Below are 21133 nucleotides of genomic sequence, written 5' to 3'. Positions count from 1 at the left end.
TTTTTTGCGTGTTCAATGTCGATTTCAATGCAAACCATACAACAGCGTTTCAAGGTAGAATACAATTATGCCGTATTCTTTACCGAAAATTTATTTGATACAAAAAACCCTTTACTACAAGATTTTTTCAACGAATATACCGAGCAGGGCTTTCAGCGTAAGGCTTTGGTGATTGTGGATGAAGGGTTTGCGCAGCATCATTCAGATTTATCAAACCAGATTCAGTCCTATTTTGCTGCTTCTGTTTCCCATATCCAGCTTGCCCCGGAAATTATCATTGTTCCCGGTGGTGAAGCTTGCAAAAATGACCCGGCGCTTTTTGATAGTCTCGTCGAAGCCGTTGATACTTATGGCATTGACAGACATTCGTTTATCATAGGCATAGGCGGCGGCGCGGTGCTGGACTTAGTGGGTTATGCAGCTGCGGTTTCGCATAGGGGCATTAAATTGATCCGTATTCCGACAACCGTTTTATCTCAAAACGACTCGGGCGTTGGTGTCAAAAACAGCATTAACTTTCGTGGAAAGAAAAACTTCCTAGGCACATTTGCGCCTCCGGTTGCCGTGTTTAATGATCTTACATTATTGAGAACATTGGACGACCGCGATTGGCGTGGCGGCGTTTCGGAAGCGATCAAAGTGGCATTGATTAAAGATGCTTCATTTTTTGAATGGATCGAAGAGCATGCAACTGCATTGGCAAATCGCGATGAAGAAGCTATGGCTTACCTCATTCACCGCTGCGCCGAAATGCATACAGACCATATCGCAGGCGGTGATCCTTTTGAATTTGGTTCTTCAAGACCATTGGATTTCGGTCACTGGGCTGCGCATAAGCTTGAATTTCTGACCGGTTTCCAGGTCCGTCACGGCGAAGCAGTGGCGATTGGCATTGCGCTGGATTGTGTTTATGCGATGAAAATCGGGCAGCTATCTGAAACAGAATTGAACCGTATTCTAGATGTTTTGGGCAAATTAGGCTTTGACCTTTTCCATCCAAAACTGTCTGAAAACGATAAAATTAACCTTCGTAATGGTATCGACGAGTTCCGTGAACATTTAGGCGGAAGGCTGACCATTATGCTTTTGGAAAAAATAGGAAAAGGCGTGGAAGTGCACGAACTGGATGCAGACATTATCGCACAATCTGTTGATTATCTGGAAGGAACAAAAATCATTCATGCATTATGATCACGCCTTACGGACATTTAACTTATTGCAGCAATATTCATCCCGGCGAAAAATGGGCCGATCATTTCCAGTCGCTTCGGGATAACATCCCATATATCAGGCAGCAACTTGCACCCGGGCAACCATTCGGCCTTGGCCTGCGCGTTGCGAATGAAGCGTCTGTTGAACTCAGTAAGCCGGAGGTTTTGCAGGAATTTAAAAACTGGCTGCAAGAGCAGGACGTTTACGTTTTTGTGATCAATGGCTTTCCTTACGGCGGCTTCCATAACACGGTTGTGAAAGACAATGTGCATACGCCCGACTGGACCACGACAGACCGTTTAAACTATACAATCCGGCTTTTCAACATTCTCTCAGAATTGCTTCCCGAAGGAATGCATGGAGGCGTTTCTACGCCACCGCTGTCATATCGCTTGTGGTGGACGACGATGGAGGAAACAATCAATGCGACCGAGCAGGCGACAGATCATGTTTTGCAATTGCTGGACGAGTTGATCAAAATTGAAAAAGAAACAGGAAAGCTCCTTCACCTCGACATTGAGCCTGAGCCGGACGGCATTCTGGATAATGCAGTTGATTTTGTAAAATGGTATCGCGATGTACTTTTGCCAAGAGGAACCGCTTATTTATCAGAGAAATATAATGTTACGACAGACGAAGCAAAAGCAACGATTTTAAAGCACATTCAGCTTTGCTACGACATTTGTCATGCGGCTGTCGGCTACGAAAATCCGGAAGAAATCCTGGCTTCGCTGGACGAGGTGGGCATCCAGGTGGGCCGGATCCAGGTTAGCTCTGCGCTGAAAGTTAATTTCTCGAATGAGCGAGAGATTAAGCTGAAAGCGATTGAGACATTCGACGAGCCTGTTTACCTGCATCAGGTTGTGGCTTTGAATGCGGATGAAACCAAAACACATTATCCGGATTTGCGGGAAGCATTGACGAATTGGAACGATAAACAGAAAGAATGGCGCGTACATTTCCACGTCCCGCTATTTATAAACTCTTATGGCGTGCTGGACTCTACACAGGGCGACATTATCAAAACAATTGCTATTCACCGGGAAAAGCCATTTTCTTCGTTTTTGGAAGTGGAAACTTACACCTGGGGCGTTTTGCCCGAAGACATGCAGAAGCCCATCGGCGATTCGATCGTCCGTGAAATTGAATGGGTGAAGAAAATACTCAGTTATGAATAAAACAGTCGTTATTGACATCGTAGGTTTAAGTGCAAACCTGATCGGTGAACATACTCCATTTCTTGCCAAATATTTAAAAGACAGACATTTAACCCCTATTAAGCCTGTTCTTCCTGCTGTAACTACGACGTCTCAAAGCACTTACATTACCGGAAAATGGCCTGCTGAAAACGGAATTGTTGGCAATGGCTGGTATGACCGCGAGGATTCGGAAATTAAATTCTGGAAACAGTCCAATAAGCTGGTTAAGGGTGAAAAAATCTGGGATGCGGCCAAAAAGCTGGATCCGAATTTCACCTGTGCGAAGATGTTTTGGTGGTATAATATGTACTCAACCGCCGATTTCTCAGTAACTCCGCGTCCGCAATATCATGCCGATGGCGTAAAAGCACCCGATTGTTATGCCTATCCGCCCGAAATGCGTGACGAATTGCAAAAAGATCTGGGTCAATTCCCGCTCTTTAATTTTTGGGGGCCTAATGCGAACATTAAGTCTACAAAATGGATTGCAGATTCGTCGATGTGGGTTGAAAAGAAGCATAATCCAACATTAACGCTGATTTACCTTCCGCATCTGGACTATTGTTTGCAAAAATCCGGGCCGGATTTTTCCAAGATCAGCAATGAACTGAAAGAAATAGATGATGTCGTTGCAGAGTTGATCCAGTTTTACGAGGCTCGTAATGCTAAGATTATTTTGCTTTCGGAATACGGAATTAATCCGGTAAGCAATCCAATCCATATCAACCGGATTTTAAGAAATGAAGGGCTGATTTCCGTGCGGACTGAGCGTTGGTATGAACTGCTCGATGCAGGGATTTCAAAAGCATTCGCAACCGCCGATCACCAGATAGCGCATGTTTATTTAAATGACGAATCGGCTAAGGATCAGGTCATCATTGCATTGAAAAAAATACCGGGCATTGATTTAATTTTAGATAAAGAACAACAAAAAGCATATCACATAGACCACGAACGCTCCGGCGATCTGGTGGTGATGGCCAAGCCAGACAGCTGGTTTACCTACTATTACTGGCTTGACGACGCAAAAGCGCCGGATTACGCGCATTTGGTAGACATTCACCGCAAGCCTGGTTATGATCCTGTGGAAATGTTCATGGATCCCAAAAACCCGCTCATTAAGCTTCGTGCCGGCTATAAGTTGGCCCGTAAATTAATGGGTTTCAGATATTTAATGGATGTTATTCCGCTGGATGCAACATTGGTAAAAGGCTCCCACGGAAGCATTAATGTTCCCAAAGAATACTACCCGATCCTGGTTACGGATTCTGCCTTGGAAAAATCCGAGATTGAAGCTGTGGACGTTTATGATGTGATCTGGAAACATCTGACTTAAAACGCATTGCTGAAAACAAATGAGGGCTCATGACGTTGTTAAATAAAACTTCAACGTCATGAGCCTTTATTCTTTTCCGATATTATTCCTTCTGTTATCTGGCCTCGCAACCACTTCTTGTTCCAAGGACAAAGACATTGTTGAAAACCCCGGCACCATTGAAAATGCCGATACAACGATCCAAACAAAGGATGCTTTTCCTGCTTTGAATTTCACGGAGCCCGTTGAAATGAAGCAGATCCCGGGCGATAGCAGCCGGTTTTTTGTTGTTGAGCAGTCGGGTGTGATCAGGGTTTTTCAAAACAATGCTAACGTTTCCAGCAGCGCTGTTTTTCTGGATATAAAAAACAAGGTGCAGGATGGCGGAGAACGCGGGCTGCTCGGGCTGGCTTTTCATCCGGATTTTAAAACGAACGGCTTTTTTTACCTGAATTATACGGCCGGAAATCCCCTAAAAACCGTCATCGCACGCTATAAAGCCACAACACCGACGGCGGAACGCGCGGACCCTTCCAGCGAAACTGTATTATTTACCTTTAACCAACCCTACGACAACCACAATGGCGGTTCGCTGCAATTTGGCAAGGATGGATTTTTATACATTGCCACAGGTGATGGCGGCAGCGGCGGCGATCCGCAAAATAATGCCCAAAACCGTAAATCAATGTTAGGGAAAATCCTGCGTGTGGATGTGAACGGAACAGGGAAAGGCAACTATGGCATCCCTGCGGACAACCCATACCCGGTCGGCAACAATGATGGTTTCCTGCCTGAAATTTACGCTTATGGCCTTAGAAATCCGTGGCGCATGAGTTTTGACATGGATAATAACCGCCTTTTTGTGGGGGACGTAGGCCAAAATAAGCGCGAAGAAATTGACCTGATAAACAAAGGCGGAAATTACGGCTGGAAGCTCAAAGAAGGCGTGGATTGTTATGAGCCGTCATCCAATTGTAACGGACAAGGACTTGTGGAACCGATCCATGATTATGTGCAAAGCAATGGCGACAGGTCCATTACAGGCGGTTATGTGTATCGGGGAAAGGCCATTACAAGTTTGGCCGGCAAATACATTTATGGTGATTTTGCCAGCGGAAGGATCTGGGCGCTGGAATTGGATGGCGACAAAAAGAAGAGCAATGCAATGCTCTTTGAAAGCAAAGGCGCTATTTCTTCTTTCGCACAAGATCTGAGCGGTGAAGTTTACTATTTGAATTACGGCGAAGGCAAGATAATGAAGCTGGTTAACGGAAATTTAAATTGAAAGTTTAAGCGGTCATTCTATCTTTGCGGGAAATTCGACGAGACTTTCCGGGTTCTGAAAACCTGGAAAGTCTTTTAACTTAAACGAAACAAAATGTCTAAGGTTCTGATCATTGGTGCAGGTGGGGTTGGAAGTGTTGTAGCCCATAAATGTGCGCTGAACAGCAATGTTTTTACAGAAATAATGCTGGCCAGCCGCACCAAATCGAAGTGTGATAAAATTGCTGCTGAAATTCAGGAAATGCACGGTGTGACCATTCAGACGGCACAAGTTGATGCAGATATCGTTGCTGAAACAGTGCTTCTGATCAAACGTTTTCAACCAAAATTGTTGATCAATGTGGCTTTGCCTTATCAGGATCTAACGATAATGGAGGCATGTCTGGCAACGGGTGTACATTATCTGGACACGGCCAATTATGAGCCAAAAGATGTTGCCAAATTTGAATATAGCTGGCAGTGGGCTTATCAGGAAAGATTTAAGGAAGCTGGTTTAATGGCAGTTCTGGGCTGCGGCTTTGATCCGGGCGTAACGCAGGTTTTCACTGCTTATGCCAACAAACACCATTTTGATGAAATGCATTACCTGGATATCATCGACTGTAATGCCGGTGATCACGGAAAGGCTTTTGCTACGAACTTCAATCCGGAAATCAACATTCGTGAGATAACGCAACCGGGACGTTATTGGGAAAATGGTGCTTGGGTTGAAATTCCGGCAATGTCTATTCACAAGCCTATCGAATACCCAAGGATAGGCGCGAAAGAAAGTTATGTGCTTTACCACGAGGAACTGGAATCATTGGTAAAAAACTTCCCGACATTGAAGCGTGCACGTTTCTGGATGACATTCGGACAAGCTTACATTACACATTTGAATGTGCTGGAAAATGTGGGCATGACGAGCATTAAGCCTATCAAATTCAATGGATTGGACATTGTTCCGCTTGAATTTTTGAAAGCTGTGCTTCCGGCACCTGATTCGTTGGGAGAAAATTATTCAGGACAAACTTCCATTGGCTGCCAGATCAAAGGAATCGAAAACGGCGAAGAAAAAACCTACTACGTCTGGAATAACTGCGACCACGCCGAATGCTACCGCGAAGTGCGCGCACAAGCAGTAAGCTACACAACCGGCGTCCCCGCCATGATCGGCGCGATGCTGATGCTTACGAATGAAGAATGGATGAAACCAGGCGTTTACAATGTAGAAGAGCTAAACCCGGATCCGTTCATGGACTTGCTGAATGTGCAGGGACTGCCTTGGAATGAAAGGATTAACGTGCCGCTGCCGCATGAGTATTAAAGCCATATCCCCTGTCAGCCTGAGCGTAGTCGAAGGCGCGTTACTCCTGGGTAACGTGCCTTCGACTACGCTCAGGCTGACAGGAGCTTCGGCTCCGCTTAGCATGACAGGGCCTTCGACTACGCTCAGGCTGACAGTTGCATGTTGGCATGCTTAACCCACGAGACAATACATCAAGTGCGCTCGGGCTCATAACCTACCCTTCCATCGTTATCATCGCCCTTGTACACACGCCACCTACTGGTGGATTGAATTTGGAGACCCGGACTGTGATGTTTGCTACGAGCGGGTAATGTTCCCTTATTTTTTCTATTACGGTGAAACCGATGTGTTCCAGCAGCTTGGCTGGTTCTTTCATTACTTTGGAAGCGATTTGGTAAATCGTTTCGTAGTTGACGGTTTCGCTTAGCTTGTCTTCCTGTGCAGCCTTGATGAAGTCGGCTGTGATGATAATGTCTAATGCATATTTATTTCCAATTCGTTGCTCCTCAGGATAATAGCCGTGGTATGCAAAGAACTCCAGACCTTCGAGGCTTATTGTTCCCAATGTATTCTAGATTTGATCAAAAAATGAGCCTCCGGATTTCTTTGGTTGATTTTCAGGCACACGTGGGCGGTTAACAGGCGTATTTTCCCTTACCCGCTCATTTTCCCTCACTCGCTCCGTTTCTCTGTTTAGCTCCGTTTCCCGCTCGCGCGCTGTGCGCTGCAGTTCAGCTAATGCGGCTGCCGATTCCTCCGCCGCTGTTTTTGGCTCTTCTTTTAAACTATATGCAATTTCTTCTTCAACAGGCTCCGGTTCAGAGAAAGCTTCCGGCTCTACTTCAACGACTTCATTGTACATTTCCGGTTCCTCATCTTCATAGGCTATCTGCGGAACAAATGTTGCTTCTTCATCCACAACCACTTCTTCCTCTGCATCAACAACCTCAAATAAAACCTCAGGCTTATCATCCTGCAAAATCACTTCCGCCTCAGTTTCTGTGGCTTCTTCCAATTGTGGAACAACTCTCGATTCTGCCAAGAATGATGCTTTTTTAGGGATCTCAATTTCAGAAATATGCTGTTTAATCTCCTCCATTTTATTCAAAACAGATTGCTTGTCATATTTCTGTTCAAACCTTTCCACCGTTTCGATGGTGTTATTGGCAAGGGATGAAAGCTGAACAATCAGGTTATCCCTGAAATTTTCTATTGCACGGAAATCTCGTTCCTGTAACTTCACTTCGGCTGCAAAATCTTCTTTGAAACGCTTCAACCTGTCCTCTGTTTCACGGATGATCAGGTTAGTCCGGTTCTCGGCTTCGCTTACCAGATCATTGGCAGTTGTGCGGGATTCTTCAATTCGTTTTTCAGCATTTTCATTGGCTTCTTTTTCAATCAGCTTGCTGGTGTCTTCTGCCGCTTTTAATGTTCTGAACAGCGTAGATTCGATATCTTTCAACTTGCTAAGCTCCTTTTCGGCATATTCAAGCTGCATTTTCAAAAGGCTGTTTTCGCTTGAAAAACGCTCCCATTCCTGGGACAACGAATTTAGAAAAGCATCTACTTCGTCCGGGTCGTAACCTCTGAAAATCTTTTCAAAAGTATGCTTGCGTATGTCTATAGCGGATATTTTCATGATGCAATCTATGCTTTGTTACTTAGTTAAAAACGGTCGTGTAAGTTAAAGATATATGGATCATTTTTCAAAGTATTTACCAATAATCCCATATTATAAGTATACTATTCAGCCACTTCCCAAACCGAAATCATCCGGTCGTCGCTGCATGAAATCAACTGGTTTTCATAGCTCGTCCAGAGCAGTTTGTTAACCGAAGTCCCATGCCCCGCATGCCTGGCACGATCAATGATCTTTTTGAGTTTAAATGTGACAGCATCCCAAACCTTTACTGATTTATCCATGCTGCAGGAGGCGAATAATGTGCGGTCGGGGCTGAAACTAATGTCATTGACCGCATATAAATGTGCCGGAATGTCTAAAACCATTCCATAAGCATCATTTACATCCCATATTTTGATGTGTGCATCCCGGCCTGTTGTGAAAAGATATTTACCGTCCGGTGAATACTTAACGGAAAATACCGAGTTACCATGCGATTGGATCGTCTTTTTTAACACAAAACCGTCCAAATCGAAGATATTGACATTACAATCGCTGTCTCCCACAGCAAATTCGCGCGTTTCATGATTGATAGCAATGGTGCGAATGCTTTTGCCGGAAACCTTAATGTGCTTCTGAACTGCAAATGAGGCAATGTCCATAACCACGACTACGCCATCACCCAAAGCGATCAATGCTTTGTTATCAAAAAACTGAATGTCGAAAATAGGCGCTGTGGTGATTTTTGAGGTTTTTTCAATCTTATTTTCGGCAATGTCCAGCACCTGGATGCCTTCGTAATTCTGCCCGATCCACAATGCATTGTTTTCTTTTTCGAAGCCCAATGCGTACACGGAAACGCCCACGCGGGCAACGAGATTTCCCAGGTCGGGTTTATTGACGTCCCATTGAATTACAAAACCATCGCCGCCAGCAGAGTAAAAGCCATGAGAAGTGTTGTCAGAAATAATTGTATAAACACTGTCTCTATGACCGGAAAAAGTATCTACTTTGCGAATGTTCATGCTTTACTTGAAATAGGGATTAAGCGTCAAAAATAGAAATTGTAAACAGAATTATTATGCCGCTCGTTCATTCCGAAATGATCGAAGAGTCCAGTACGCTGCTGCTTTGGAAGCTTACAGAAACCGAAACGGAGCTGAAAGAAACTTTGGGTTATGCTTATAATGCGGAAGAACTTTCGGCGATCACGCATCCTCAAAAGTTGCGCGAATGGTTGGCCAGCAGGCTGCTGATCAAGATCATTGCGGAACAATTCGGCATTAACTACATCGGGACTTATAAGGACGAGCACGGCAAAGCATTCCTGATCGATAACGATTCGCACATTTCCATTACCCATACCAACGATTTTGTTGCCGTTGCCATTAACCCGCCCGCGGCTGTGGGCATTGATATGGAGAAAATGGACGCAAAACTGCAACGCACTTCAAAAAAATATTTATCCCAGCCGGAATTCGAGCATGCCGGAGACGAAATTCCCCTCCTATGCATGTATTGGTGCGCAAAAGAGGCGCTGTACAAGTTGTATGGTAAGAAAAAGGTCAGTTTCAAAGATTCTATTTATATCGAACCTTTTGATAAAAACGCATTACTATTAAAAGGAAAGCTTACCGATCTGGGCAGGGACATTGAGGCCAATGTAACGGTAAGGTGGTTTGATAACCATTGCCTGGCTATTGCCTTATAGCCTACAATTCGGGCATGTCGTCCAATGTTGACTTCAATATTTTCTCAATCTCCTTTATTTTATCCTGCTCACTCGTTTTTTCATAGGATAAAATCAGGTTCCGCAACACGCGCTGCACGATTTCCAGGTTTGTGCAAGGCTGGTAAAATATCTCCTTGGACTTAATGTTCAGCTGTGCGATATAATGGTCGATGTCTGTTTTGGAAAAAATAATTCCCCTGTTGAAGACATTGATATAAAACTGCGTCTTGTCGTTTTTGTAAGTCAGTACGAAAAGATTGGGCAAATTCACGCCATAAACGGGCATTCCGAGCTTTCTTGCGATTAAAAGATAGATCACGCACAATGTGATCGGATTCCCTCTCCGGCTTTCAAGCACCACATTGATCATCGAATTGGAAGGCGAATGGAAGTTCTTTGTATTCGCCGCAAAGTTCATCACCCCAAAAAAGATGCTGTTAATGCGCTTGATCTGGTCCACAGCATTCATTTCTTCCTGGAACTGGATCCATATATCGTAATAAAGCTGCTCAATGCTCGTCCGGAGCTTATCCATGGAAAGGTCTGGATAATGGTATGTCGAAATGATCCACATGCCTTCCAGCAAATCCAATGCACCGCCGTTTTTCCACGATTGAAGGCGCTCAATCATGATGCTCAGCTGCAATTCGTGGATCAGTTCTTCTATTTTACGCTGCACAATCGGGTTGAAGCTTTCCTCCCACTCAGTCTCGAGAAATGGTATGACATTGCCACCCAACGACAAGATTTTCCCCTCCACATGCTGGCTCACTTCATGATCTTCGTCATCAAGCAAGGATATCAGTGCTTTAATTTCTCTCTGGTTCATTTTCCTCAAATCTGCATTTAACAACCAACGGATAAATAAAAACATTTTTTTTTTATGGACATCAAATTTTCTACTTTTGCCCGGAAAAAAAGCTGGTTAACGGAGCAGATTTCGAATGTTCAAGCGCGAAAATCTGTATATTCATGCACTATTGAACTTCTTTTTTTACACCATCTATACCACAATATTTTTTTAAATTAAGCAAAGAGCACATGAAAATTCTTGTTACGGGAGGGGCCGGCTTTATTGGTTCTCACACAGTTGTTGAGCTGGATAAGGCAGGATTTGAACCGGTTATCATTGACAACCTTTACAATTCAAATCTTGGTGTTCTGGAAGGAATAAAAAAAATTACCGGCAAGGATTTTCCGTTTTACGAGATTGACTGCAATGATGCTGAAAAGATCAGGGCTATTTTTGAAAAGGAAAAATTTGACGGAATTATCCACTTCGCTGCTTACAAGGCCGTCGGCGAATCCGTTGAAAAGCCGCTTAATTATTACGAAAACAATCTGATCTCCCTGCTCGTATTGCTACGCACAGCTCAGGAATTCAAAGTCCCCAACTTCGTATTTTCCTCATCCTGTACAGTTTACGGCCAGCCTGATGCCATTCCGGTTACGGAAAGCACGCCCCGCAAACCCGCAAGTTCGCCTTATGGCAATACAAAAGCCATTGGGGAAGACATTATCCGTGATTTTGTACACGCAAAATCCGGTGTAAAATCCATCTCGCTTCGTTATTTCAATCCTATTGGTGCACACGAGTCAGCATTGATCGGAGAGTTACCGAATGGTGTTCCAAGCAATCTGGTGCCGTTTATTACGCAAACTGCCGCCGGGCTTCGCAAGTCGCTTACCGTTTTTGGCAATGATTACGATACGGTGGACGGAACTTGCATCCGCGATTTTATCCATGTTGTGGATCTGGCGAAAGCGCACGTGAAGGCGCTTGAACTTTTGGATGAACAAAAAGAATCTGACTACTATGATGTCTTCAATGTGGGAACAGGCGAAGGTTATACTGTTCTCGAATTGATCAACACATTTGAAGAAGTGAATGGTGTTAAAGTGAATTATACCATCGGGCCGCGCCGTGAAGGGGATGTTGAAAAAATTTACGCGCAGTCTGATAAAGTGAATAACGTAATGAAATGGCATGCCGAGAAAACGATGGTGGATGCATTGAAAGACGCTTGGAACTGGCAATTAAAAATAAAAGCTCAACAATGAAAAAGATCTTGATCACAGGCGGTGCAGGTTTTATTGGCTCACATGTAGTGCGCCGTTTTGTAAACTTCCATCCGGATTATCACATATATAACCTCGACGCCCTTACGTATGCGGGTAACCTTGAAAACCTGAGGGACATTGAAAATGCGCCGAATTATACTTTTGTAAAAGGCGATATCGTTGACGCTGAGTTTATTGACAAGCTGATCAGCGAAAACGATTTTCATGGCATCATTCACCTGGCTGCCGAAAGCCATGTAGACCGGTCTATTTCCGACCCGATGTCATTTGTGATGACCAATGTGGTGGGGACTGTAAACCTTTTGAATGCTGCGAAAAAAGCATGGAAAGATGATTTTACAGACCGCCGTTTCTATCATGTTTCTACGGATGAAGTTTATGGAGAACTGCACGATCCGGGAACATTCTTCACCGAAACGACCAGTTACGACCCCCGCTCGCCTTACTCAGCTTCGAAGGCATCTTCGGACCATTTTGTAAGGGCTTACCACAATACTTATAAGTTGCCGGTTGTTATATCCAATTGCTCCAACAACTACGGACCAAACCATTTCCCTGAGAAGCTGATCCCGCTGATGATCCACAACATTATCCAGCAAAAACCACTTCCGGTTTATGGAAAAGGCGAAAATATTCGTGACTGGCTTTTTGTAGAAGACCACGCGATTGCTATCGATGTGATTTTCCATGATGGGAAAAACGGTGAAACCTACAACATTGGCGGCCATAACGAGTGGAAAAACCTGAACCTTGTGTTGTTGCTATGCAGCATTATGGATCAGAAACTTGGTCGTGAAAAAGGTGAAACAGAAAAACTGATCACCTACGTAACCGACCGCGCCGGGCATGACCTGCGTTACGCGATCGACGCAACCAAACTTTCTAACGAACTTGGCTGGAAACCTTCCCTGCAATTCGAAGAGGGGCTTGAAAGAACTGTAGATTGGTATTTGAACAACCAGGAATGGCTCAATAACGTCACATCAGGCAACTACCAGAAATATTACACCGAAATGTACTCGGACAGATAGTCAGATAAATTACTTACGCTTACCAACGATCTCATAATGAAAGGAATTATTCTGGCCGGTGGATCCGGGACTAGGTTGCACCCATTGACATTGGCAGTTAGTAAACAGCTTATGCCTGTTTATGATAAACCAATGATTTACTATCCGTTATCCATCTTAATGCTGGCGGGCATCCGTGAAATACTGATCATTTCAACACCCCACGATCTGCCTCATTTTGAGAAATTATTAGGTGACGGCAGCCGCCTGGGTTGCGAATTTACCTATGCCGTTCAGCCAAGCCCGGACGGACTTGCGCAGGCATTCATTATCGGTGAAGATTTTATTGGAAATGATAAAGTGGCCTTGATTTTGGGCGACAACATATTTTACGGTTCAGGACTTTCCCAGCTGCTTCAATCTAACAATGATCCGGATGGCGGCGTGATCTTCGCTTATCAGGTGCATGATCCTGAGCGTTACGGCGTTGTGGAATTTGACAAGGCCAATAACGTGCTTTCCATCGAAGAAAAACCGGAAGCACCAAAATCAAACTATGCGGTTCCGGGCCTTTATTTCTATGATAATGATGTGGTGGAAATCGCTAAAACGATCCCTCCTTCCCCACGCGGCGAGCTGGAAATCACAGACGTTAACAGGGTTTACCTCGAACGCGGCAAGCTGAAAGTGGGCGTTTTGAACCGCGGAACTGCATGGCTTGATACGGGCACATTCCAGTCGCTAATGCAAGCCGGACAGTTCGTTCAGGTGATCGAAGAGCGTCAGGGCTTGAAGGTAGGCTGCATTGAGGAGATCGCTTACCGCATGGGCTTTATTAATGCAGAACAGTTACGTGAAATCGCCAAACCATTGGTTAAAAGTGGTTACGGAACATATCTTGAACGGATTGTTGCCAATGTCTGATTTCACGGTCACATTGCGTTTGATCAAGCATTAAAATTAAAAATGAAGTTTCTGGCAGAGGAAATTGAGGCGTATTCCGTAGCACATACGGAGGATGAGAGTGCATTGCTGAGGTCTTTAAATAGGGAGACGCACGCAAACATTCTTAACCCGCGAATGCTGTCCGGGCATCTGCAAGGCAGGTTTTTGTCGATGATATCCCGGATGATCCGTCCTGATAGAATTCTCGAGATCGGTACTTACACAGGATATTCTGCGTTATGTCTTTGTGAAGGGTTGAATTCAGGCGGTAAGCTGATCACGATCGACATTAATGAGGAGCTGGAAACATTCACGCGCCGCTTTTTTGCCGATTCTTCCTTTTCCAGTCAGATTGATTACCAGATCGGTAAAGCAACCGACATTATACCAACATTGGACGAGACGTTCGATCTCGTGTTTATTGATGCCGACAAAATAAACTACAAAAATTACTTTGATCTTTGCATAGAAAAAGTGCGGACAGGAGGATTTTTGATTGCCGATAACGTACTTTGGAGCGGTAAGGTTATTCAGGACGATATCAAAATTGATAAGGACACTCAATCGTTACTGGACTTCAACAGAATGGTCCATGAAGACAGCCGCGTTTCCAACATTCTGCTTCCCATCCGCGATGGGTTGATGATTCTCCAGAAATTATAATTCACAAAACACATTCAGCCAAGCATTTACAATTTATGGCCAGGACTTTCATGAATCACATCAAGTACATTACAGTTGCCTGGATGTTGCTGCTTACCGCTAATAGCAACGTCATTGCCCAAGCTTATCCTGAAATTCCTTCGAGCATTTCATTTGGAGGGATCACCGTAAAGCTGGACAGGAGCGCCCAGGACATTATTGAGGAAGATGTGAAAAACCTGATGTCCAACCGCAAGTTTTGGGAAGAAAAGATGGACCGCGCCGTGCTCCATTTTCCGATTGTTGAAGGCATACTCATGGATGAAGAAGTGCCCATTGATTTTAAATATCTGGCCGTCCAGGAAAGTTCTTTCAGACCGGATGTTGTGTCCTCATCCAATGCTGTGGGTTACTGGCAGTTCAAGCCGGAAACGGCGAGGGAGTTGAACTTACGGGTTGACAATGATGTGGATGAAAGAAAAAACATCAGTGCGTCCACACACGCAGCAGCCTGGTATTTGAAAAAGAACAATCAGCAATTTAATAACTGGGTTACGACGCTTTACTCTTATTATCAGGGAGCGGGCGGTGTAAAAAAGGTGGTGCCGGCCAACTGGGCATACGCGCGGGAAGTGACATTGAACGGAAAAACAGACCGCTATATGCTGCGGTTTTTTGCGCATAAAATTGCGCTGGAAGCTGGCATTGAGAAACATAGAACGGCGAATAAGCTGGTGCTCCTGGAAGCGGATTATGGTAAAGGCAAAACATTCGACGAAATTTCCGCGTCTCTGGGCGTCTCTTCGTCGGAATTGAAGAGCTTCAACCGATGGCTGACAGACGATAAAATTCCGAGTGACCGCGAATATCTGGTAACTATTCCCGTCCCGGCTGATCAACTTGCATCGGTGCGTGAAAAATTATCATTGCCGCCTCAGCAAACCGCCGTTGCATCTGTTTACGAGGACACTGGCTATCCGGTTTTGAAAAAAAAGCCGGGAAATTCATCTGATCCTGATGGACCGGATCTGTACGAAATCAATGGTCTTGCCGGAGCCCAGGCGCGTGCCGGTGATAAGCCAAAAACACTGGCGAAAGCTGGTAAAATGAGCGCTCCGAAGTTCATGCGCTACAATGATATGGTTGCCGAAATGCAGCTTATTCCAGGTCAGGTTTATTATTTGGCCAAAAAACATAAAAAAGCATCTACACCCTTCCACACAGCCAGACCGGGTGACACATGGCATAGCGTTTCTCAGCAATACGGGATCCGTTTGGTAAGCCTTTTGAAATACAACCGGACAACAAGCCGCAATTATCCTATCCAGACAGGACAGGTTTTGTTTTTGACCAAAAAGAGACCTAAAAAGCAACCCATAGAAATCATTGCGCCGCCACAGCCTTCACCGGGCAAAAAGGATTCAGTCATTGCTCCAAAAACGGATGTGATTGCCTCAGCGCCTGCGGCTAATGCCAATGCAATCCCTGATAAGCCATCGGGGCGCAAGAAATACACGCCTGTTTTGGTTGAAAACAAAGACGAGGCTGCCAGCGCGGCTCCAACAGCTCCTCCGGTAACCAATGCACCTGTTGCAGCCGCGACGCCTGCTGCCGCGAACATTCAGACAAATCCATCCGTAAAAACAGCCACCAATGTACCTGCGTCCGTTCCTACCGAGCCTGTCAGCACACAAGCTGGCGATCGCGTTGTGATCATTACGCAGGACAATGCCGATTCATCTTTCAAATCGGCTGAGGAAAGGCCTGTTGCCAGCGCCAATTCACCTTCCAAGGTAGTGACGCCGAATGATACGCGCGCTGCTTCCGAAACCTCAGTATATATGAAGCAAAGGGCTGCGGCAGAGGAAAGAGCAGCAAGAGAAGCTGCTGCTACACCAAAATCCAGCGCTGCACCAGAAAAAGCTTCTTTCCACACGGTTCAATCAGGAGACACCTATTTCAGCATTGCCAGCAAATACAACCTGACACTGAGAGAGCTGATCGCATTGAACAAAAATACTCCGGGCAGGCTGGTGGTGGGCCAACGGCTTAATGTAAGCAAAGCTGCCGCTACGGAAACAGCAAGTGCTGCCCCAACAAAAGAAGCGCCTGCCAAAACCACGCAGGAGCCTGAAAAAATAACAGTTGTTCGCACAGAACCGGCCGAAACTTTTAAAACGCCCGAAGAAATCAAACAAGAAATCCGCACTACGGCGAGCTCGGGAGAGGAATTTCACGTGGTTCAGGGCGGACAGACTTTTTATAGCATTTCCAAAGCTTACGGTTTGTCAGTAAAGGATCTATATGAACTGAATGATCTGAATGAATCGTCACGATTGAAATCCGGACAAAGATTGCGTGTAAGAAAAGTAGATTCGCAAGCTCGGGCATCTGCCCAATCATCCGCTCCGTCGGGGCTGTCGGGAGCGAAAACGCATACTGTGGTGTCGGGTGAAACGCTCTTCCGCATTGCGCAGACTTACCGCACGAACGTGGAAGACATCAAGCGATTAAACAATATGTCGGGAAATAGTGTTATGGTGGGACAAAAGCTTAAAATCCCGCAACAATAATTGATATGATACTCATTGACAATACATGTATTAGTGATGACATTGAAGACCAGCTGTTTGTCTGCAATCTGGACAAATGCAAAGGTGCTTGCTGTGTGGAAGGAGATTCGGGTGCGCCGCTGGACGAAGATGAGCTTGCTATTCTGGATGATATCTATCCACACGTTGAACCATATCTGACACAAGCTGGCAAGGATGTAATTGCCCGAGAAGGCACTTATACCAAAGATTGGGACGGAGATTATGTAACGCCTGTTATCAATGGAAAAGAATGTGCTTATGCGCTTTATGACGAGAGAGGAATCTTGAAATGTGGCATTGAGCAGGCTTATAATGATGGCAACATCGCTTACAAGAAGCCACTTTCCTGCCATCTGTATCCGATAAGGGTTACCAAATACGAACAATATCACGCGCTGAATTACGATCGCTGGGAAATATGCAGTCCTGCGTGCAGCTTGGGTGAAGAACTGGGTGTTCCGGTTTACAAATTCCTTAAAGACCCGCTGATCCGTGCTTATGGGCCTAAATGGTACAATCAGCTAACGCAGGAAATTGACGAGCGCAAGGAAAGCCAACTAAGAGAACATGAAGCAGGGAAATGATTTTTTCACTGATGTTTACGACGTAGTAAGGCAAATTCCGCCAGGCCGTGCTACTTCTTATGGCGCGATTGCCGCCTACCTTGGCTCCAAACGCGGCGCCAGAATGGTGGGCTGGGCCATGAGCAGCGGTTACACCGAACACGGGCTTCCTGCTCACAGGGTTGTGAACAAGCAAGGGGAATTAAGCGCCCGGCACCTTTTTGAAACGCCTACCATTATGCAGGAAAGACTTGAAAGTGAGGGTGTGGAAGTTGAGGACGGGCGCATTCAGCATTGGGAAAAATATTTTTGGGATCCTGAAAAGGAACTTGGTTAACAAAAGAAAGGCTCTTCATCCATTTGGACAAAGAGCCTTTTCTATTTTTGAACCTTACGTTATTGCAGGGAGATCAGTTTCTCGCTGGTGCTTTTGATCTGCACTTCTTTTACCAATTTCTCTTTGTTATAAAACAATTCAAAGTAGTAAACTCCGTCATTCATTTCTTCCAGATCAAATACGCGGCGGTATTTTGAACCATTGTTATCATAAACTTCGGAGTAGAACACGTTTCCGCCTTTGTCCTTTAAGGTGATTCTCAGCTTTTCGTCAGCAGCTTTGTTTACGGAAAGTTTAACCTTATTGGTTTCCTTTACTTTGTAAAGTGCTGCATCAAAAGTCACTGCATTAGACGCAGCTTTGTCTTCGTGATTTTTCTTTTTGTCTGTTGTAAATGAAGCAAGAGACAAAGTGAGCGCCAAAGCGCAGAATAGATTTGAGATGTTTGAAATTTTCATGGCTAATATAGTTTTCTTGTTATGACCGTACATCTGCACAGCTGAACTATATATAAAAAAGGATGTGCCAGATCAACTTCCAGAGGAAATTTCACCGGCACATCCTAATTGCAATAAACTATATATCAATTAGTTATAAAACTATTTAAAACCTTTACCCAATTTTATCAGGTTTCCAATGCTGTTCATAACCGAACATCAGCACTTAAAACCGAACGGTTCAAAAGTTATACAAAACCTAGATTCTAATTTTACCCCTGATTCTATATTCCAGTTCACAAATCAGAAAAATCTAACTGATTTGAAATAACATGAAGTTTAGGGCTTAATGTTTCCTATCTGACAACAGGATTCGGAGCATACCGTTTAGCCTTCGGATCGTGTAGTAACCACAGTCCTATGAATGTAATCAGCCCATTAATAATGAGCCGTTCGAAGCCGAATTTATAACCATTGAACCATTCAGCAGAATGATCATTGATGATGTAGGTGATGATCGGCGCCAGGATACAAACCAGCGGAACCCATTTGTCTTTGACAGGTCGTTTGAGAAATGCGCCGAATGAGAACAATCCCAATAACGGTCCATAAGTGTAACCCGCCAGATCGAAGACCGCAGTAATAACTTCCTTACTATTAAGCCTGTTGAAGATCAGGATAACCAGATAAAACACCACCGAAAATCCGATATGCACCCAGAATTTAATGGTTGAGCGCTGCTGCTCCGGCCGCTTTTCAATGTTCATGAAATCAATGCAGAATGCGGTGGTTAATGCAGTCAACGCAGAGTCGGAGCTGGCATATGTTGCTGCTGTAATGCCAAGCAGGAATGTGATCCCCACAACCAGACCTAAGTGATTAAGGGCCAGCATAGGATAGAAATCATCGGATTTTGCAGGCGTAGGAATCCCTTGCGCTTCCGCATATACGTAAAGCAGCGCACCGAGTGAAAGAAACAAAAAGTTAACAATCACGAGCACAATCGTAAACCAAAACATGTTCTTCTGCGCCTCTCCTATGTTCTTACAAGTCAGGTTTTTCTGCATCAGATCCTGATCCAGACCGGTCATAACAATAGCAATGAAAACCCCGGCGAAGAATTGTTTGAAAAAGTTCTTCGGGTCATTCGTATCCCAATAGAAGATCTTGGAATAACCGCTCGTTTGCACGCGGTTCCAGATATCACCAAAACCGTCCAGATTAAGCTCATTGGAAACAAGAATAATGGTCAGGATAACGGCTGTAATGAGGAAGAATGTCTGTAATGTGTCGGTAACGATAATGGTTTTGACACCGCCTTTGAATGTATAGATCCAGATTAAGAAGATTGTAATGGCAACGGCCACTTCAAAAGGAATTCCCAGCGGCTTGAACAATGCCAGCTGTAAAACCTGTGCAGCAACATAAAGCCTTACGGCTGAACCAATTGTACGCGATAGCAGAAAGAACCCGGAACCTGTTTTGTATGACCAAAAACCAAAACGCTGTTCGAGATAGGAATAAATGGATATGAGGTTCAACCGGTAATAAAGCGGCATCAGCACCGTCCCGATCACCAGATAACCCAGAATGTAGCCTATAACAACCTGAAAGTAAGAAAACTGAATGTTAACAACCGCCCCGGGGACCGAAACAAATGTAACGCCGGACAATGAAGTCCCGATCATTCCGAAAGCCACCAGATACCATGGCGACTGCCTGTTTGCAGTAAAAAATGTGTTGGTATCCGCCCCTCTGGATGTGTAAATGGAAACTGTTATGAGCATCCCGAAATACGCAATCAGGATGACCAGAGATATATATGGATTCATTAAAGCGGCTTGTAGTGGGTTATTTGTGAATTTTAGCAGCTGATTAAAAGGTCCTTAAAACTTCCGATAATCTGCGTTTTTGTTTAGATTTGCTAATCAAACAGAAATTTGGTTGTTATGCAAGCGCTTACAGACACTGAGGTAGAAATTCTGGATAAAACTGTAGAAACCGATGTTCAGAAACTGGTTATCTACAACGATGATGTAAATACTTTTGATTGGGTCATAGATACTTTGATAGAGGTTTGTGGCCATACCAATGAACAAGCCGAACAATGCACGCTGATCATTCATTACAAAGGCAAATGCTCGGTTAAAGAGGGCGCTTTTGAAGAACTGACAGGCATGCGCAATGAAATCTGCCGCCGCGGAATCTCCGCAGAAATCCACTAGTCTCACTCAACTTTTCACATGAATTACCCCTCACGTCTTATTGAGGAAGCCGTAAGTGAAATCTCCCGTTTGCCGGGAATAGGAAAAAAAACAGCGCTGCGTCTGGCATTACATTTGCTTAAGAGAGAGGAGGAACAGACCCGGTCCCTTTCAGAGGCGCTGATCAATATGCGTACCAAAACTTCGTATTGCGAAAAGTGCCACAACATTGCGGACGACCGGTTATGCAACATTTGCAGCAGCCCAAGGCGGGATCATTCGATCATTTGCGTGGTTGTGGATACGCGTGATGTGCTGGCTATCGAGTCAACCAATCAATATAAAGGCCTTTATCATGTTTTGGGAGGGATTATTTCTCCGCTTGAAGGCATTGGGCCTTCGGACCTGCAAATTGATTCTTTACTAAAAAGGATAGAACACCCGGACGATTCGGAACCTGTGAAGGAGATCATCCTCGCATTAAGTCCAACAATGGAAGGCGATACAACCGCTTTTTATTTGCAGAAAAAACTGAAATCGACCGGTGTGAAAATGAGTACGATTGCCCGTGGCATCCCAATTGGTGGCGACCTCGAATATGCGGATGAAATCACCCTCGGGCGCAGTATCGTAAGCCGGGTGGCCTACGATTAAGAACTAAACACTTT

The 21133-nt window shown here is 44.7% G+C and carries 22 protein-coding genes; 16 read left to right on the top strand and 6 right to left on the bottom strand.

Annotation, left to right across the window (positions count from 1 at the left end):
• The first annotated feature begins 27 nt into the window (after nt 1–27).
• The 6 genes from L0659_RS01820 (at nt 28) to L0659_RS01795 (ending at nt 6473) form a co-directional block, all read left to right on the top strand.
• Nucleotides 28–1191, top strand: coding sequence for a 3-dehydroquinate synthase (locus L0659_RS01820; RefSeq protein ID WP_235123848.1), 1164 nt, complete (start codon nt 28–30; stop codon nt 1189–1191).
• Complete coding sequence (gene eboE / locus L0659_RS01815) at nt 1188–2390, top strand: metabolite traffic protein EboE (RefSeq protein WP_235123846.1); 1203 nt, start codon at nt 1188–1190, stop codon at nt 2388–2390. The genes L0659_RS01820 and eboE overlap by 4 nt, the downstream gene beginning before the upstream one ends.
• Entirely contained in the window at nt 2383–3747 is a 1365-nt protein-coding gene (locus tag L0659_RS01810) for an alkaline phosphatase family protein (protein WP_235123844.1), read from the top strand. Before eboE ends, L0659_RS01810 begins: the two co-directional genes overlap by 8 nt.
• A 58-nt stretch (nt 3748–3805) precedes the next feature.
• Nucleotides 3806–5011: a sorbosone dehydrogenase family protein gene (locus L0659_RS01805; protein WP_235123842.1), complete on the top strand. Its 1206-nt coding sequence runs from the start codon at nt 3806–3808 to the stop codon at nt 5009–5011.
• A gap of 93 nt (nt 5012–5104) precedes the next feature.
• Complete coding sequence (locus tag L0659_RS01800; RefSeq protein ID WP_235123841.1) at nt 5105–6316, top strand: saccharopine dehydrogenase family protein; 1212 nt, start codon at nt 5105–5107, stop codon at nt 6314–6316.
• On the top strand, nt 6306–6473 hold the full coding sequence (locus tag L0659_RS01795; RefSeq protein ID WP_235123840.1) for a hypothetical protein: 168 nt from the start codon (nt 6306–6308) through the stop codon (nt 6471–6473). Before L0659_RS01800 ends, L0659_RS01795 begins: the two co-directional genes overlap by 11 nt.
• Nucleotides 6474–6512: 39 nt before the next feature.
• On the opposite strand, the gene folB is transcribed toward L0659_RS01795, so the two are convergent.
• The 3 genes from folB to L0659_RS01780 form a co-directional block, all read right to left on the bottom strand.
• Complete coding sequence (folB, locus tag L0659_RS01790) at nt 6513–6863, bottom strand: dihydroneopterin aldolase (protein ID WP_235123839.1); 351 nt, start codon at nt 6861–6863, stop codon at nt 6513–6515.
• A 6-nt stretch (nt 6864–6869) separates the two neighbouring features.
• Nucleotides 6870–7937, bottom strand: a complete 1068-nt coding sequence (locus L0659_RS01785) for a DivIVA domain-containing protein (protein WP_235123838.1) — start codon at nt 7935–7937, stop codon at nt 6870–6872.
• 104 nt (nt 7938–8041) lie between these two features.
• Nucleotides 8042–8944 carry a WD40 repeat domain-containing protein gene (locus L0659_RS01780; RefSeq protein WP_235123837.1) on the bottom strand — a complete coding sequence of 301 codons (903 nt, stop codon included), beginning with the start codon at nt 8942–8944 and terminating at the stop codon, nt 8042–8044.
• Nucleotides 8945–9000: 56 nt separating this feature from the next.
• Between L0659_RS01780 and L0659_RS01775 the strand changes: the two genes are divergently transcribed.
• Nucleotides 9001–9630 (top strand): 4'-phosphopantetheinyl transferase superfamily protein, encoded by a 630-nt coding sequence (locus L0659_RS01775; RefSeq protein WP_235123836.1) that lies wholly within the window; start codon nt 9001–9003, stop codon nt 9628–9630.
• 1 nt (nt 9631) lies between these two features.
• On the opposite strand, the gene L0659_RS01770 is transcribed toward L0659_RS01775, so the two are convergent.
• A complete protein-coding gene (locus tag L0659_RS01770; protein ID WP_235123834.1) occupies nt 9632–10480 on the bottom strand; it encodes a transglutaminase-like domain-containing protein in 849 nt (282 codons plus the stop codon).
• 212 nt (nt 10481–10692) lie between these two features.
• Between L0659_RS01770 and galE the strand changes: the two genes are divergently transcribed.
• Genes galE through L0659_RS01735 form a run of 7 tightly spaced genes read left to right on the top strand, consistent with a single transcriptional unit; the run spans nt 10693 to nt 17824 of the window.
• The gene (gene galE, locus L0659_RS01765; protein WP_235123832.1) at nt 10693–11712 is read left to right on the top strand and encodes a UDP-glucose 4-epimerase GalE; all 1020 of its coding nucleotides are present in this window, start codon (nt 10693–10695) and stop codon (nt 11710–11712) included.
• The gene (gene rfbB / locus L0659_RS01760) at nt 11709–12764 is read left to right on the top strand and encodes a dTDP-glucose 4,6-dehydratase (RefSeq protein WP_235123830.1); all 1056 of its coding nucleotides are present in this window, start codon (nt 11709–11711) and stop codon (nt 12762–12764) included. Before galE ends, rfbB begins: the two co-directional genes overlap by 4 nt.
• A gap of 36 nt (nt 12765–12800) precedes the next feature.
• Nucleotides 12801–13667, top strand: coding sequence for a glucose-1-phosphate thymidylyltransferase RfbA (gene rfbA / locus L0659_RS01755; RefSeq protein ID WP_233797282.1), 867 nt, complete (start codon nt 12801–12803; stop codon nt 13665–13667).
• 42 nt (nt 13668–13709) lie between these two features.
• Nucleotides 13710–14351, top strand: a complete 642-nt coding sequence (locus L0659_RS01750; RefSeq protein ID WP_235123828.1) for an O-methyltransferase — start codon at nt 13710–13712, stop codon at nt 14349–14351.
• Nucleotides 14352–14401: 50 nt separating this feature from the next.
• A complete protein-coding gene (locus L0659_RS01745; RefSeq protein WP_235123827.1) occupies nt 14402–16903 on the top strand; it encodes a LysM peptidoglycan-binding domain-containing protein in 2502 nt (833 codons plus the stop codon).
• A 5-nt stretch (nt 16904–16908) separates the two neighbouring features.
• A complete protein-coding gene (locus L0659_RS01740) occupies nt 16909–17508 on the top strand; it encodes a DUF3109 family protein (RefSeq protein ID WP_235123825.1) in 600 nt (199 codons plus the stop codon).
• Nucleotides 17492–17824, top strand: a complete 333-nt coding sequence (locus L0659_RS01735; protein ID WP_235123823.1) for an MGMT family protein — start codon at nt 17492–17494, stop codon at nt 17822–17824. The genes L0659_RS01740 and L0659_RS01735 overlap by 17 nt, the downstream gene beginning before the upstream one ends.
• A 59-nt stretch (nt 17825–17883) precedes the next feature.
• Here L0659_RS01735 and L0659_RS01730 read toward each other — a convergent pair whose 3' ends face one another.
• Entirely contained in the window at nt 17884–18282 is a 399-nt protein-coding gene (locus L0659_RS01730) for a hypothetical protein (RefSeq protein ID WP_235123822.1), read from the bottom strand.
• A 335-nt stretch (nt 18283–18617) separates the two neighbouring features.
• Complete coding sequence (locus L0659_RS01725) at nt 18618–20093, bottom strand: sodium:solute symporter (protein WP_235123821.1); 1476 nt, start codon at nt 20091–20093, stop codon at nt 18618–18620.
• A gap of 117 nt (nt 20094–20210) precedes the next feature.
• Between L0659_RS01725 and L0659_RS01720 the strand changes: the two genes are divergently transcribed.
• Both L0659_RS01720 and recR read left to right on the top strand, forming a co-directional pair.
• Complete coding sequence (locus tag L0659_RS01720; protein ID WP_026628445.1) at nt 20211–20486, top strand: ATP-dependent Clp protease adaptor ClpS; 276 nt, start codon at nt 20211–20213, stop codon at nt 20484–20486.
• Nucleotides 20487–20504: 18 nt separating this feature from the next.
• Nucleotides 20505–21119, top strand: coding sequence for a recombination mediator RecR (gene recR / locus L0659_RS01715; protein ID WP_235123820.1), 615 nt, complete (start codon nt 20505–20507; stop codon nt 21117–21119).
• Nucleotides 21120–21133: the final 14 nt, after the last annotated feature.

This window comes from Dyadobacter sp. CY347, assembly GCF_021502655.1.
Classification (GTDB): Bacteria; Bacteroidota; Bacteroidia; order Cytophagales; family Spirosomataceae; genus Dyadobacter.
This window is presented reverse-complemented; position numbering and strand designations above follow the sequence as displayed.